Source organism: Acinetobacter sp. ANC 5045, from assembly GCF_004331005.1.
GTDB classification, from domain to species: domain Bacteria; phylum Pseudomonadota; class Gammaproteobacteria; order Pseudomonadales; family Moraxellaceae; genus Acinetobacter; species Acinetobacter towneri.
Window position 1 is genome coordinate 104260 of sequence record NZ_SJNS01000010.1, and the last position, 15085, is coordinate 119344.

At 39.4% G+C, this 15085-nt stretch carries 14 protein-coding genes and 1 pseudogene; 4 read left to right on the top strand and 11 right to left on the bottom strand.

All coding sequences use genetic code 11. The features are described 5' to 3' along the window. Positions 1–3: 3 nt before the first annotated feature. From msbA to E0H79_RS09655, 8 genes are all read right to left on the bottom strand, one after another. Complete coding sequence (gene msbA / locus E0H79_RS09620) at positions 4–1731, bottom strand: lipid A export permease/ATP-binding protein MsbA (protein ID WP_004976810.1); 1728 nt, start codon at positions 1729–1731, stop codon at positions 4–6. Further along, entirely contained in the window at positions 1731–2153 is a 423-nt protein-coding gene (locus E0H79_RS09625) for an ExbD/TolR family protein (protein ID WP_004976812.1), read from the bottom strand. Before E0H79_RS09625 ends, msbA begins: the two co-directional genes overlap by 1 nt. Before the next feature lie 9 nt (positions 2154–2162). After that, positions 2163–2810, bottom strand: a complete 648-nt coding sequence (locus tag E0H79_RS09630) for a MotA/TolQ/ExbB proton channel family protein (RefSeq protein ID WP_004976814.1) — start codon at positions 2808–2810, stop codon at positions 2163–2165. Positions 2811–2841: 31 nt separating this feature from the next. After that, entirely contained in the window at positions 2842–3729 is an 888-nt protein-coding gene (locus tag E0H79_RS09635; RefSeq protein WP_131261484.1) for a ParB/RepB/Spo0J family partition protein, read from the bottom strand. Continuing rightward, entirely contained in the window at positions 3726–4508 is a 783-nt protein-coding gene (locus E0H79_RS09640; protein WP_096901175.1) for a ParA family protein, read from the bottom strand. Before E0H79_RS09640 ends, E0H79_RS09635 begins: the two co-directional genes overlap by 4 nt. 22 nt (positions 4509–4530) lie before the next feature. Next, the gene (rsmG, locus tag E0H79_RS09645; protein ID WP_131261485.1) at positions 4531–5163 is read right to left on the bottom strand and encodes a 16S rRNA (guanine(527)-N(7))-methyltransferase RsmG; all 633 of its coding nucleotides are present in this window, start codon (positions 5161–5163) and stop codon (positions 4531–4533) included. 84 nt (positions 5164–5247) lie between these two features. Further along, positions 5248–5937, bottom strand: coding sequence for an N-acetylmuramate alpha-1-phosphate uridylyltransferase MurU (gene murU, locus E0H79_RS09650; protein ID WP_131261486.1), 690 nt, complete (start codon positions 5935–5937; stop codon positions 5248–5250). Continuing rightward, on the bottom strand, positions 5938–6951 hold the full coding sequence (locus tag E0H79_RS09655; protein ID WP_131261487.1) for an aminoglycoside phosphotransferase family protein: 1014 nt from the start codon (positions 6949–6951) through the stop codon (positions 5938–5940). It lies immediately after the preceding gene. 120 nt (positions 6952–7071) lie between these two features. Between E0H79_RS09655 and E0H79_RS09660 the strand changes: the two genes are divergently transcribed. Beyond that, the gene (locus E0H79_RS09660) at positions 7072–9519 is read left to right on the top strand and encodes an LPS-assembly protein LptD (RefSeq protein ID WP_131261488.1); all 2448 of its coding nucleotides are present in this window, start codon (positions 7072–7074) and stop codon (positions 9517–9519) included. Beyond that, a complete protein-coding gene (locus E0H79_RS09665) occupies positions 9519–10820 on the top strand; it encodes a peptidylprolyl isomerase (protein ID WP_131261489.1) in 1302 nt (433 codons plus the stop codon). The genes E0H79_RS09660 and E0H79_RS09665 overlap by 1 nt, the downstream gene beginning before the upstream one ends. Positions 10821–10933: 113 nt before the next feature. Here the strand turns inward: E0H79_RS09665 and E0H79_RS09670 are convergent, their stop codons facing one another. Beyond that, positions 10934–11587 carry a hypothetical protein gene (locus tag E0H79_RS09670; protein ID WP_131261490.1) on the bottom strand — a complete coding sequence of 218 codons (654 nt, stop codon included), beginning with the start codon at positions 11585–11587 and terminating at the stop codon, positions 10934–10936. Beyond that, complete coding sequence (locus tag E0H79_RS09675; RefSeq protein WP_131261491.1) at positions 11565–12377, bottom strand: DUF6502 family protein; 813 nt, start codon at positions 12375–12377, stop codon at positions 11565–11567. Before E0H79_RS09675 ends, E0H79_RS09670 begins: the two co-directional genes overlap by 23 nt. Positions 12378–12634: 257 nt before the next feature. Between E0H79_RS09675 and E0H79_RS09680 the strand changes: the two genes are divergently transcribed. Beyond that, a complete protein-coding gene (locus E0H79_RS09680) occupies positions 12635–13030 on the top strand; it encodes a hypothetical protein (protein ID WP_131261492.1) in 396 nt (131 codons plus the stop codon). A gap of 88 nt (positions 13031–13118) precedes the next feature. Further along, complete coding sequence (locus E0H79_RS09685) at positions 13119–14675, top strand: PT dipeptide repeat lipoprotein (RefSeq protein WP_131261493.1); 1557 nt, start codon at positions 13119–13121, stop codon at positions 14673–14675. Positions 14676–14969: 294 nt separating this feature from the next. Here the strand turns inward: E0H79_RS09685 and E0H79_RS15520 are convergent. Beyond that, positions 14970–15085: pseudogene (locus E0H79_RS15520) on the bottom strand (RNA chaperone Hfq); the annotation flags it as partial.

Consider the following 15085-nt stretch of genomic DNA (forward strand, 5'->3'; position numbering starts at 1 on the left):
GAATTAATGTTCCTCGAAGTTACGTTGATGCAACTGGAAGTACGCACCTTTTCGCGCTATGAGTTCCTGATGAGTACCTTGTTCTAAAATACGTCCCTGATCCATCACTACAATACGGTCAGCATTTTCGATGGTAGATAAACGGTGTGCAATGACAATGGTGGTACGGTCTTGCATAGCCGCATCAAATGCACGTTGAATAAAGTATTCAGATTCATTGTCTAAAGCACTGGTGGCTTCATCTAAAATTAAAATCGGTGCATTTTTCAAGATTGCACGTGCAATGGCAATACGCTGTCGCTGACCACCAGACAAATTCAAGCCTTGCGCACCTAATGCTGTGTCGTAGCCTTGCGGTAAAGCCATAATAAAGTCATGTGCATAAGCCGCTTTGGCTGCAGCAATCACTGCTTCATCACTCGCACCTTCAAGCTGACCATAGGCAATATTTTCACGCACCGTACGGTTAAACAATACCACTTGCTGATTGACCATAGCAATTTGTGAACGCAGGCTATTCAGCTCAATGTCACGAATATCCTGCTGATCAAACAAAATTTGCCCTGAAGATACTTCCTGAAAACGTACCAACAGATTGACCAATGAGGTTTTACCCGCACCTGAACGCCCAACTAAAGCCACAGTTTCACCTGCTTTGACATCCAGATTAAAATCATGAATGGCATGATGCCCATCGGAATACACCAAATTCACATTCTTAAATTGCAAATTACCTTTTAAGTCTGGTGTAAGCGTCCCGTGATTATCTTCTTCAGGCATATCGAGCAATTCAAAAACCGAATGCGCTGCTGCCAAACCGCGTTGTAATTTTTCATTAATATCGGTAAGGGCTTTAATTGGTTTGCTCAACATACCTGCGGCAGTAATGTAGGCTACAAACTCGCCTGCTGAAATATCACGTAGAATTTCTGGGCGTAAGGCAATCCAGATAATAATTGCCAAAGCAATGGACATAATGAACTGCACCACAGGGCTGTTCAATTGCTGCACTGCCACCATCTTTAAACCACGACGCAGGTTTTCTAAAGAGTTTTCTTTAAATCGGCTTTGTTCATAGGTCTGACCACCAAAACCTTTGACGACCAAATTACCATTCACCGTTTCTTGCACCACGTGGTTTACATCCCCCATGGTGTCTTGTACTTGAATAGATAAACGACGCATGCGTTTTGCAGCTTTACGAATCAGCAAGCCAATTAATGGGCCAAATACCAAAATACAGAGGGTCAAACGCCAGTTGGTATACAGCAAATAGCCGAGCAAGCCGAGTGTAATCAAACCCTGTTGTACCAATGTACGCAGCGATTCTGTAGATGCAGCGGTCAACTGCTCTACGTTATACATAATTTTGGCAGTAATGTGCCCACTGGTATTATCTAAGTAATACTGTGCAGGTAAACGCAGCAATTTAGCAAAGACTTCCTGACGGATATTGAATACCAAATTACGTGAAATCACTGCGGTATAGTAACCGCCAATAAAAGTTCCCAAACCACGGAAAAACATCAGTGCAATGACTAATAGCGGAAATAGTGTGGTGAAAGATTGGTCACGCTCCTGAATGGCATTAATAATTTTTTCCAAGAGTTTTGCCACAGATACTTCTGTGGCTGCATTAATGGCGAAACCGATAATCACCAAGATTGCCAAGCCCCAAAATGGGAGCAAATATCTCAGAAGACGGCGATAGACCTGTAAATCCTTCTTCACTAATAACCTCGAGTTGGGACTTTCGTACTGATATTGATGTTGACGAAACCAAGTTGTCCTGCGACATCCATCACTCGAATCACATCTTGATGAGTGGCTTTGGCATCTGCAGCAATGATAAACATTAAATCACGTCGATCTTGAGAAATTTGTTTAATTGCTGTGCTTAAATCTGCCACTTCCTTAGTCGAAAGTGCCTGACCATTGACAGAATAATGCCCTGAAGAATCTACCACGACTTCAATTTTATGTTCATAAGATTTTGGTGGTACGCCTTGCGCATCTGGCAAAGTTAAATTCATACGGCTAAATTGGTTAAATGTGGTCGAAAGCAACAAAAACACCAAGATGAACAGTAAACAGTCAATCATTGGAGTCAGGTTAATATGAATATCTTCAACTTGCGAGCGTTTGAATTTCATAAACTCACCTTAGCTTACTTTTTTCACATCTTGCACATCCGCATCAAGCTGATGAGGTTGACTCTGATGAAATAATCCTGCGTGAAACAAAGTCGCTTGCTGCTCTAACTCAGCAGTATATTCTTGCACCAAACGCTGAAAATAACGATAGGCAAATAAGGCTGGAATTGCAATTAACATACCTGCAGCAGTGGTAATTAAGGCTTTAGAAATCCCTGGAATCATTAAGGTTGGATTACTTGCACCCACATCAATCACTAAAAATGATTCAATAATCCCAAGCACTGTACCCAATAAACCCAATAATGGCGCAACTGCACTGAGCGTACCCAAGAAGTTGATATTTTTTTCTAAATAACCAATTTCTTGTGAAGCTGTCGCTTCCATTTGTGCACGCGCATAGTGTTCTGATTGTTGTTTGTTACGCGCACCCGCCTCAAAAATACGGCCTAATGTACTGTTTTTTAAGTTGGCACTTTGATTCAGTTGTTGCAACACAGTCGCTAAACTTTGCCCGCGGTTGAGCAACAACGCATTGGGCAAAATACCTGCTCTCTTTAAACGCATAAAACGCTCAATGGTAATTGCAACGGTAAATACCGAGCACAATACCAACGGCAGCATCAGCCAGCCACCTGCTTTTACCAATTCCCACATTCGCTTTTCCCCAATAAAATACGAATTAAAATTAATCGGACAGGCAAATATTTAAAATACCATCCAGCTCTTCCAGAGAGTGATAACTGATGGTCAATTTGCCCTTACCTTGCTTGTTATAATCAATTTTAACATCTGCACTAAAACGCTCAGAAAGACGTTGCGTGAGTTGTTGAATATCAGGCGCAATAGCCGTTTTCGGCTTTTCTTGTTTTGGCGCATTAAAGTCACGTACCAACTGTTCGGTTTGACGTACCGATAAATTCTTTTCAATTACATGCTGCGCGACTTTGAGCTGATCTTTAGCTTTCAAAGTTAAAATAGCACGTGCATGACCCATATCTAGCAAGCCTTGCTGCATCAACTCTTTAACAGGCTCAGCCAAAGTGAGTAAACGCAATAAATTACTGACCGTGGTACGTGCTTTACCTACTGTTTCGGCAATTTCTTGATGACTCAAGCCAAACTCATCGTGAAAGCGTTGCAGCGCCATTGCCTGATCAATCGGATTAAGATCTTGGCGCTGAATGTTTTCAATTAATGCCAAAGCAATCGCGACCTGATCGGTCAAATCACGCACAATTGCTGGAATTTCAGTTAAACCAGCCAACTGTGCAGCACGCCAGCGACGTTCACCTGCAATAATTTCATAAGGATGTAGTTCGTCATCAATAGGACGAATCACAATTGGCTGCATTACACCATGTTTTTCAATAGATGCCGCCAGTTCCTGCAAATCTTGTTCTTGAATAAAACGACGCGGTTGATATTCACCACGTTTTAATAAATTGACATCAATTTGTTTGAGCTGACCATGATCTAAAGATTGCACTTCAAGTTGTAATTTTTCTTTCTGGATTGACCCCAATAAGGCATCCAAACCACGACCTTTGGCTAATCCGCGTTTTTTTGTGGTCATGCTTTACTTCCTTTTTTCACTTTGCTTTTTTTCAACATTTCAGCTGCTAAATTCAGGTAGGCAACTGCACCCTTCGAGCTTTTTTCAAAATAAATGACGGGTAAACCGTGTGCAGGTGCTTCTGCCAAGCGTACATTACGCGGAATCACGGTATCGTATAATTTTTTACCAAAATAGTGCGATAATTCTTCAGACACGTCACGGGTTAAGGCATTGCGCGCATCATACATGGTGCGTAATACACCAATAATTTCTAAATCAGGATTGAGTGCTTGTTGAATACGGTCAATGGTTTGCGTCAGGTCAGCCAAACCTTCAAGTGCATAATATTCGCACTGCATTGGAATGATTACACTTTGCACTGCTGCTAAAGCGTTTACTGTAATTAAGCTTAAACTTGGTGCACAGTCGACAATAATATAATCAAAGTCTTTGGCAACTTCTTGCAAGGCATTGCGCAAAATAAACTCACGCCCCTCTTGCTCAGCAATCACCAATTCAACCCCAGCCAAATCACGATTGGCACCCAAAACTTTATAACCAACTTCTGCCTTGCTAATTGCAGTTTCAATCGGCACTTCGCCCAACAATACATCGGTCACTGAATACAGCAAATCATTTTTTTGAATGCCTGAACCCATGGTGGCATTGCCTTGTGAGTCCATATCGACCAATAAAATGCGCTTTTTCAAAACAGCCAAAGATGCTGCCAAATTTACTGCGGTTGTGGTTTTTCCGACACCACCTTTTTGGTTCGCAATCGCAATAATTTGTGCCATGATCACCCCAGTCCTTTGAAAATTAGATACGTTTTAATAAAAGTAAATGACGTTGTTCGTCTAAGCGCGGAACTTTAAGCTCGATAATTTCACAGCTGAATTCATCTTTCAATGCCTCTACTTCATCGGCAGGAATCAAACCTTTCATAGATGCAATAATACTTTGCTCATGCATAAATGGTTTTGACGCGGCTACAAAGTCAGTTAAAGATGCAAAAGCACGACTGGTAATTACATCAAACTGACCTAACTCGCGGATGCTGTCTTCATTTTCAACACGGGTCTGAACTGCCACGACGTTTTTCAGTTTTAAATCGGCAATAAACTGTTTTAAGAAACGAATCTTTTTACCATTCGAGTCCAATAACACGCAATCGCGCTCAGGCTGACACAAGGCAATAATCATGCCCGGCATACCACCGCCAGTACCAATATCCAGTAAACGACCTGCAGGCAAATCTTTGAGGATGCTCAGACTATCTAGCAAATGCTTCACTAGCATTTCTTTCGGGTCACGAATTGCAGTGAGGTTGTACGCTTTGTTCCATAGCACCAAAGCATCTTGGTATTTGAGTAATAAATTTAAAGCCTCATCACTGAGCTCTAAACCTAAAGCCTGACTACCTTGCTTGAGTTCCTGAAAAAACGAATGCATCACAATTCACATCTCGAAAAAGTTAATGGAAGTATACCGATTTATAGTTGCAGTCATAGGGGCGAATGCTTAGTGAATATGCACTTAAGCGTACACACCCTGCTGAATTTGTTGATCTAGCGTATTTAATCGTTCAGGAGTGCCAACATCCACCCAAACACCCTGCAATTTCTGTGCAGAAATTTTTTCTTGCTGCATGGCTTGTTTGAGCAATGGCGCAAGCGGACGTTTGCCCGATTCCAAACCGTTAAACATTTGCGGATGCATCACCGCCACGCCACTATAAGTCAGATTTTCACCTGAGCGTGCTTGCTCAAAAGTATAGGCTTTGTTTGCAGCCAAAGTGAAATCACCTTGCGGATGCTGCACAGGGTTTTCCACCAAAACCAAATGTGCCAAGTCGTCTTGAAGCTGCACATTTAATAGTGGCGCAAAATCCATGGTGGTCCAAACATCGCCATTCACCAATATAAAAGGTTCATTGCCCAATAATGGCAACGCATTGATGATGCCACCTGCAGTTTCTAAGCCTTCGCCTTCATGCGACCACAAAATTTTCACACCAAATTGCGAACCATCACCCAAAGCATCTGCAAGTTTTTCACCCAACCATGCCGTATTGATGACAATTTCCTGCACACCCATCTTTTGTAATTTTTCGATGTGCCACACAATTAAAGGCTTACCACCGACTTCCAATAATGGCTTAGGTGTATGCAACGTTAAAGGACGCATACGATTACCCATGCCTGCAGCAAGAATCATGGCTTTCATTTAGGCAACCACCTCATACTGACCATATTTGGCTGTAAATTTTGGCATTACTGTCGTGTGAATAAAGTGCATAAATGGTTGTAATTCTGGATAAGGTTTACTTTCTTCAAGTAAATACCACATTACGCGCGGTAAATCCTTGAGATAACCCGATTTACCATCACGCTCAAATAAACGCACAAAAATACCTAAAATTTTGATATGACGCTGAATCGCCATCATATCGGCATCTTTTTTAAATTGTTCAAAATCACGGTCTTGCTTAGATGCTGCCGGCAACAAGTCATAAAACATTTTAAACCAGCGATACACACGCTCAGCATTCCACTGTACATAAGCATCACGCGTAATTGAAATCAGGTCATAGGTGTCTGCACCAATCACTGCATCCTGAAAATCGATTACACCTAGCTCGGTATCATCATTAATTTTCATTAAGTTACGACTATGAAAATCGCGATGCACAATCACTTGTGGCTGAGCCAAAGCGGCATTGGCCAAAATTGCAAATGTACGTTTAATTAATGCACTTTCTTCAGCCGTTGGCTGAATCTGTAAGGCAGGCAATAACCAATCGGTGAGTAACTCCATTTCACTGATGAGTTTGTCATAGGAATATTCAGGGAAATGTGCCGTACCATCAATATCTTGTAATTGAATTAACTGCTTAAAACACTGCGCATAGTAGTCATCTACAGTCTGATCATTCAGCAAGGTAGATAATAAGACATCACCAAAATCTTCAAGCAACAAAAAGCCTTGTGTCAGGTCTTTGGCTACAATTTTTGGCACGCGCACGCCATGGGCAGCAAAAAATTCATCAATCGTCACAAAAGGACCACAATCTTCTTTTTCTGGTGGTGCATCCATGAGCATAAATGTTTTATTATTCAACTTGATTCGTGCGTAACGACGAAAACTTGCATCGCCTGCTAAAAAATGAGTTTCAAATTGATCTGAACCAAGTACAGATGTTATCCATGTTTGTATCAATTGTTCGCGTTGTGTATTCATTTGCAATAAATTCTAATACAGGCTGAGTTTTTAAAGTGCTAAGTGTAGCTACTTCTGCGCTTTTTCTCTATGATGCGACAATAATTAATTGCGATTAAGCATTCTTGGTTGATGAGATAAATGAAGCATCAGTTTAAATTTAATCCTTTAGCGACTGCGGTCTTAACTCTGTTATGTGGTCACTCTGTTTCCAGCTATGCGCAGACCACAGATCAGACTTCATCTGTCACAAATCTCAATAACCAGCAGCTTAAACACACCATTCAGGAAGCTTATCCTGGGCAGCAGTTCTTTGAGCAATATTATGTTGATAAAGCTGCACCTGAAGCACAACAACAATTTGGGCACACTCAAAGTTCTGCCTATTGTGAAGGTGCATGGCTAACGCCAATCAGCTCAAGCACCGTTGCCGTAGATGCTGCAGAAGCGACCTCTACCGTTACTGCCGATTATGGGCACTATGACCCAAATGGTGATTCAGTCTTAGAAGGCAACGTGGTGATTGACCAAGAAGGTCGTCAAATTCGTGCCGATAAAATTACCATTGATCAAACTCAGACCTTTGCCAAAGCCGAAGGTCGGGTACAAATGGCGCAAGCGGGTTTACTGGCGCAAAGTGATGAAATTAATTACAACCTAAAAACCCAGCAAGGTGACTTAAACAACAGTTTTTATATTGCCGAAGAACAACATGCACACGGCATGGCAGAAAAAATTGCACGCACCTCAACCAATACGATGGTGCTGAATAATGCCACTTACAGTACTTGCCCGCCTGAACAAGCCCCGACTTGGAAAATTCAAGCCAATGAAATTAAGCTGAATCAGGAAACGGGACGCGGTGAAACACGCGGCACCAAATTGTATGTGAAAAATGTACCAGTTTTAGCTGTACCCTACTTCAATTTCCCAATTGATGACCGCCGTACCACAGGTATTTTGACGCCTAGTTTTGGCTTTACCAATGATGGTGGTGTCGAGCTGTCTGTGCCTGTGTATTTAAACCTTGCACCGAATTTTGATGCAACCGTTAGCCCGCGTTATATTGCCGATCGTGGCGCGATGCTAGAAGGTGAATTCCGTTATTTAACTGAAAATTTTGGTTCAGGTAAAATTTGGGGCGGTTATTTAGCATCGGATGCCAAATATGATGACCAAGACCGTAAAGACTTACATTTTTTACACGGCTGGCAAATCAACGAACAATTTTCAACCAACTTAGAATATAACTATGCATCGGACAAAGACTACTTTGCCGATTTAAATAACAACCCGAACTCTAAAACCGACCTAAATTTACGTCGTGCTTGGGAGTTGAATTATCGTAACGGCATACCGGGTTTAAAAGCACAGCTCAAAGTTGAAGATTTCCAAACCCTGGATAAGACGATTCCATCTGTGGATCGCCCTTATGCACGCCTACCACAATTTTTATTGAACTATAAAACGGGCAATCCTCAAGGCTTCCAAGTCGAATTTAATAACGACACAGCTTACTTCAAAAAAGATCTAGCTGCGCAAGATGGGGAACCAAGTGGTACGCGTATTTATAATGACTTTGCAGTGCGTTACAACTACCGTAACCCGTGGTCATTTGTGATTCCAGAAGTATCGTTACGCAACATCAACACCTTCTATGATAAAGAAACTCTAAGTACAGACACGTATAAATCTTCAAGTAAAAGTGAGTCGGTTACTGTTCCGCAATTCACTTTAGACACAGGGATTACCTTTGAAAAAGATGGTCGCTTCTTGCAAGCCATTACCCCGCGCGCGTTCTATGCCTATGCACCGTACCGCAATCAAAACGACCACCCAAACTTTGACTCTGCAACAGCTTCGATTAATTATGACCAGTTGTTCAGTCCAAACCGTTTCTATGGTCATGACCGTTTAGAAGACAACAACTTTTTGTCTTTGGGTTTAAACTATAGCCTATTTGATGAAATTGGTTTGGAACGCCTTAGAGCAGGAATTGGTCAAAGTTTTTACTTTGAAGATCGTCGTGTCACGCTGGATAATACCGAAGACGAATTTAATACGGAAAACCGTACTGGGCCAATTGTTAGCCTAACCAGTCAGCTAAGCCAAAACCTTAGTGTAGGTGCCAATGCTGCATGGATGTCAAATGGCGACAATGCACAGCGCAGTGTCAATATGCTTTACACGGGTGATCAAGGCAACTTATATAGCTTTGGTTATATTAACCGCCGTGTTATTCCAAACCGTCAAGATCATTATGATCAAGTCGTGGCATCGTTTATTCAACCTATTCACAACAACTGGCGCATTTTAGGTCATGCTCAATATGACCTAGACAACAGCGTTGCGCGTGAATATTTGCTAGGTGTGAACTATGAGTCGTGCTGTTGGGGCATCTCAGTCTATGGTCGCTCTTACTATAACGACTTGGATGATGTGACGGATGCGGGCGTTAAACCCAAACGTGCCATTATGGCAGAGTTAAATTTAAAAGGTTTAGGCAGTTTCAATAATAAACTTGCATCTTTACTTGAAAACCGTATTTTAGGTTTTAATAAAATTAATCAATCTTGGACACAACGTTAATGAAAACAGAACAGTTAAAACGATTTTTAAAAGCATCTACCTTGGCACTTTGCATGACAGCAGCGCTGCCTGCATTTGCTGCGAATGATCAAATTGTGGCTGTAGTTGACAATAGTGTCATTTTAAAAAGTGATTTAGCGCAAAGCGTAGTTGAACTCAAACAACAACTTGAAATGCAAAAGCGCCCTGTTCCGCCACAACACATTTTAGAACAACAAGCTTTAGAACAACTGATTGTACGCCAAGCGCAATTAGAACAAGTCAAACGCTATAACATTAAAGCTGATGAAAAATCCCTGAATGAAGCTGTGTTAAAAGTTGCACAGCAAAATGGAAGCAATAGCTTAGAGGCTTTTCAGCAAAAGTTAGATAAATCATCTCCTGGCAGTTATGCGTTTTTACGTAATCGTATTGCCGAAGATTTAGCTATGAATCGTTTGCGTCAGCAAGTGGTGATGTCACGTATTCAAATTAGCGATCAAGACGTTGATAACTTTCTGAAAACCCCACAAGGTCAGGCTGCCTTAGGCAACCAAGTCCATATTTTGCATGTGCGTGTTTCTGGAGCAGAAAATGCCGCACAAGTTGCGCAACAAGTCAAAGCTGAATTGGCGCAGAACAATGACATTCAAGCCATTAGTAAAAAATATACAGGCAATGGTGTAACCGTTCAGTCTGCAGACATGGGTTTACGTAACTTGACCGATATTCCCGCGGAACTTGCTGCACGTATTACGCCATTAGATGTGGGGCAAACCAGTGAACTGATTGAAGTCCGTGATGGTATTCATGTCGTAAAATTACTGGAGCGCAAAAGTACTGAGCAACGTGCACTAGTTCCACAATATCAAACTCGACATATCTTGATTCAGCCAAGTGAAGTCGTAAGCCCTGAAAATGCGAAACACATGATTGACAGTATTCACAACCGTTTAAAAGCGGGTGAAGACTTTGCAACCTTAGCAGCGACGTTCTCTAATGACGCTGGCTCTGCACGTGATGGTGGTAGCTTGGGTTGGGTTAATCCTGGGGTGATGGTACCTGAATTTGAAAACCAAATGAAAAATACTGCAAAAGGTGAAATTAGCGCACCATTCCAAACCCAGTTTGGTTGGCATGTACTGCAAGTGACCGATACACGCCAGCAAGATATGACTCGTGAATACCAAGAACGTATGGCACGTCAAATACTAGGTGAACGCCAGTTTGATACTGAATTGGACAGTTGGTTACGTGAAACACGCAACAATGCTTTTGTAGAAATCAAAGACCCAAGCCTAGATCGTAAAAAGAACTCCTAAGCGCATATAGCTTTTAGAGCTTTAGATCACAATCAAAACCAGTGCCACCGCACTGGTTTTTTTATTTGCAAGGGTATCTGCTCAAACTTATGTCCTCATCCGTTCGACTTTCATCAAGAAAAGTTTTTATTTTCTATTAGTTCCAATGGTAGCTGCAATTCTCCACACTCTTCTTCTGGCTCAGATGGGATAGTAATTTTGACTTGATTATTTAACTGCCATACTCCTTTTACAGGTTCAAATAACTTGTATTTAAGCTGAAAAATACGCTCTTCATCTGGCATTAATTCAACTTTTTTAATAATGGAACACTGCATCTCAGGAAATAATTGATCTTTTGTTTCAGTATTATAAAAATCTAAAGGCACATTGCAATCAGGATATTCTAATATCACTTTATCCGAATAATTATTAAGAAAAGATAATTTAATCTCTATAGGAGTACCTTTATCTTTATCAACTTTTAGATCATACGAAGCATCTTTACGTAAATCTGTTTTTTGATATAAATCCAAAAATTGAATTTCACGAACGACTAGACCACACAAATCAGTTGCAGCCCCAGATAGTCTTAACGTATATTGATCCTGTTTAAAGACATCATCACTATTGCTGTCGTTAGCATTCCCAAGACCAGGTGGAGGTGGAAGCCCATTACCTGTACCTTCTAAACTAGCTCCCCCTACACTAAAATCCTGTCCGCAACCAATCATTGTTAAAAATAAAACATTAAAGCAAAATAGCTTAACCATTTTCTTCACGGTCATGTTGATAAACCCCCAATATAAAAGTTTTAGAAGCATCTAGCTTGCCTTCATCCTCTGTACATTTTTCAGAAGCTAGCTTGAGTAGTTGTAGTGAATATTCGTGCCACAATTTTAGACTTTGATCACGTAAAAACTGAACAGATGCTTCTGTTAAGCCATCCGCACACACAGCTTGTTCTAAAAAGTTTGTCTGATTATTTTCAAATAAATTATGTAAACCTGCAGCCAGATGGGATTGTAAATTTTTAATCAAAATTTTACGAGCTTCTTGTAAAGAAGGATCAGGAATAAACTGTCCTTTTTGCAAGAAAATATTACCCTCTTTTTCAAGTACTATGCCTAATCGGATCAACTCATTTAACACAGACCTAGGATGGCGTTCAGTAGATACTTTTTTTACCAGAATTTCGAAATTATTTTCTTCATCACTACTGAATGGTAAACATTCTCCCCAGCCTTCTGCTAACCACAAACCTATAACCCGAGAAGGAACACTAATTGGTTCAGAGATATTTGCTTCAGTCAAAGGCTTACCCGCCAGCTTTGTCTCTTTATATGCACTGACATCCTTACGGTGTAGACCAGATAATAAACTAATAGCAGAAATAGTAGGCTTTTGATCAATCCTTTCTAATTCTTGAAGAGCCTGTTGATAAAAAATTGGTTTTAAAGCAGCTGAAAATTCTGTATATCCAACACCAGAACGAATTAACCATTGGCTAAGATAATCCATGAGTGCAAGCACTTGCTTTAAATTAAACTCAGCATCATTAGTAGGAAGTTTAGTCATTACACCAACAGCAATAGAATTACAATTGAAATTTTCTCACTATTTTTAGTCTCTTACAAATTATATCAGATGAATTTTCATATCTTGTGAAATAAAAATACTCACAACCTGGCTCTCACTATATCACTTTTTAATTTTTTACTATTTAACGTTCATCTATTTACAACTGTTAATTAAATATTCTATCATAAAAATGCGAATTTTTCGCATTCCCAAACAAAGTATTCAATTTAAATAATCATCGTTAAGGAGTAAGTATGATGAAAATTTCACCCCTGATTCTTCTGTTTACCATTTATGCTAGTTCAACGTCTTCTTATGCTGGCTTTGCAGACAGTTTAAGAGATCTAAGAGGAACCTTAAGTCAAATTAACGAAACGACCAAAGAAGTAGCAGGTACAGCCAAAGAAATGACTAAGTTTCGTGGTAATGATGAAACATCTAAAGATATTGAACGTACTATAGGACAAAAATTAACCCCAAAACTAAACAACTTACCGCTTTATGAAACGTCTAATAAATCAAGCAAAGTAAAAACTAAGCTTTCTAAAAATTCTGACATTATTTATGCAGGTAATGTCAGCTCAAATGGATTAATCGAAGTAACAACAGAATATGGAAATGGATGGGTAGAGTCTCATTTAATTCATTAATTCTTAAAATGGGGGCGATAGTGATAACATAGCTATCAGAATTTTGATGGCTATCTCTGTGAAAAATATTTCTAGTGAGTAGCTTATTATGAACAAGATAATTAAAAGTGGCTTTGTGACTGTAATAATTACTGCTTTGGTTGGTTGTAACAGTGACAGCTCAGATAATTCCAATACACCAACACCAACACCAACACCAACACCAACACCAACACCAACACCAACACCAACACCAACACCAACACCAACAACAGTAGCGGATAAATTGGCTGGAGAGTGGATTCAAGGCTCATCTAACTTAGGTATTTCTGATTGTAATTTAGCTCAGATTGAAATTACTAAAACTGGGAATAATTCAGTAGAAGCCAGTAATGAAGGTGTTCAATATTCTCTATATAATCCTTCATTAAAAATGTGTGGAGGTGAATTGGTTAGCAAGCGTTATCAATTACTTGGAGATCTAATACTAAAAGATATTAAAACTGGTATTAAATATGATAATTTCTTTTACTATCCTGTTAAATATCAAAAATATAGCACAACTTCAGAAGAAAATAGAGTCTTAACTTTTTTAAATGATGACTCATTTTGTATTATTAATTCAACTAGTAATAATCCTGCTTACATTAAGTTAGAAAGGAATTCTATATCTAACCCCTACAAGGATAATCGCTGTTATGTAAAAAGTAATGTCGGATTATTTACTGCAGAAAAACCTAAGACCCTTATTACAACAGCAAATTTTTTAAATGTAGATGCGGTTAATTCAACCAGTAGTACTGCATTCCTATCTCAGCTTAATGAAATGGGGAAAAATGGATATAAAATTGTCGCATACAATAATAAGGTGTATGGAAATCAAACTGTAAATAGCTATATGAAGTTAGCTAATCAGAATACTCGCTACTCTGCTATTGTGTCTGATCGAACTGCAAGCTCTATTAGCAATATCTATTTTTCATGGTTAAGTAATCTTAATGAGAATGGAAAATCTGGATACCAATTTCTTCATTCTGTAAGGCCTTCTACTGACTTAAATTTTAAAGACTATTTTTTAAAAAATGAAAATGATAATGCATCATACACTTATGATAGTGGTTATCTTTCCCCACTTGTTGACACTAATCAATTAATAAATGTACTTAATAAATTAGGTCAAGAAGGTTGTCGCATTATTCAATTTAAACAATACTTTACAGGAAATCATGTAGAAATTTTAGATAATAAAGAAAATCAACCTAAGATAGTAACTTGTATAAATAGTAGTAAACATAATGGTACCTACACATATCGATACAAAGATTATCCAACAGAGAGTACAAGACTTGAACGTGCTTTAGCATTGCAAAGTATGATAAATGCTCAGGCTAAGGATGGGTATCGTTTAGTTAGTCGCTCTTTAGATATATCTGCCACTAAAAAAAATGGCTTATTATTTATGAAAGATAGTGAAGAGCTAGATGTAGGAGAATTTAAAGTATTTTCAGAAGAGATTTTCTCAAATACTCCTATCCTTAAATATTTGAATAAACGCTTTAATCAGCAAGGTCAAATAGGCTGGTTGTATACAAATGCAGAATTTGTATACGCAAATAATCCAAAATCTATTCAGGCAGATCTCAATGATTTTCAAATAATTGAATAATTTTAGATGGGCACGATTGCATAAAGAGACTATAAGCAGTAAGCATCCAGTGAACCCCCACTTTCGCTAAAATGCAATGCCCCAATAGTGTCCACTTAAATTTTAGTGGGCACTTATTTATGGGAGGATTACCCTGCCAAATCAGTGGCAACCCGACCAAAATCAAAAAATAGGTATGAGGTTCAGCACACGCTTACACTTAAGCTTATAAATCAGAGTATGTAAATTGACCAGAAAAAGAGTAAGACATAAAAAAAGCCTCTCAAAATGAGAGGCTTTTTTTCAGAATATCAATTAACGATTGTTGTCGTCTTCTTGAGATTCTTCAAATTTAGAATCGTTGTCAAAACCGCTTGCAGACTGACCACCGAAGCCACCTTGACCGCCAAAGCCGCCACCTTGACCACCGA

Bases quoted from the DNA above. Each gene is read 5' to 3' on its own strand.
- E0H79_RS09625 (WP_004976812.1), bottom strand. From the start codon at position 2,153: ATGAAATTCAAACGCTCGCAAGTTGAAGATATTCATATTAACCTGACT.
- E0H79_RS09630 (WP_004976814.1), bottom strand. From the start codon at position 2,810: ATGTGGGAATTGGTAAAAGCAGGTGGCTGGCTGATGCTGCCGTTGGTA.
- E0H79_RS09635 (WP_131261484.1), bottom strand. From the start codon at position 3,729: ATGACCACAAAAAAACGCGGATTAGCCAAAGGTCGTGGTTTGGATGCC.
- E0H79_RS09640 (WP_096901175.1), bottom strand. From the start codon at position 4,508: ATGGCACAAATTATTGCGATTGCGAACCAAAAAGGTGGTGTCGGAAAA.
- rsmG (WP_131261485.1), bottom strand. From the start codon at position 5,163: ATGCATTCGTTTTTTCAGGAACTCAAGCAAGGTAGTCAGGCTTTAGGT.
- murU (WP_131261486.1), bottom strand. From the start codon at position 5,937: ATGAAAGCCATGATTCTTGCTGCAGGCATGGGTAATCGTATGCGTCCT.
- E0H79_RS09655 (WP_131261487.1), bottom strand. From the start codon at position 6,951: ATGAATACACAACGCGAACAATTGATACAAACATGGATAACATCTGTA.
- E0H79_RS09660 (WP_131261488.1), top strand. From the start codon at position 7,072: ATGAAGCATCAGTTTAAATTTAATCCTTTAGCGACTGCGGTCTTAACT.
- E0H79_RS09665 (WP_131261489.1), top strand. From the start codon at position 9,519: ATGAAAACAGAACAGTTAAAACGATTTTTAAAAGCATCTACCTTGGCA.
- E0H79_RS09670 (WP_131261490.1), bottom strand. From the start codon at position 11,587: ATGACCGTGAAGAAAATGGTTAAGCTATTTTGCTTTAATGTTTTATTT.
- E0H79_RS09675 (WP_131261491.1), bottom strand. From the start codon at position 12,377: ATGACTAAACTTCCTACTAATGATGCTGAGTTTAATTTAAAGCAAGTG.
- E0H79_RS09680 (WP_131261492.1), top strand. From the start codon at position 12,635: ATGATGAAAATTTCACCCCTGATTCTTCTGTTTACCATTTATGCTAGT.
- E0H79_RS09685 (WP_131261493.1), top strand. From the start codon at position 13,119: ATGAACAAGATAATTAAAAGTGGCTTTGTGACTGTAATAATTACTGCT.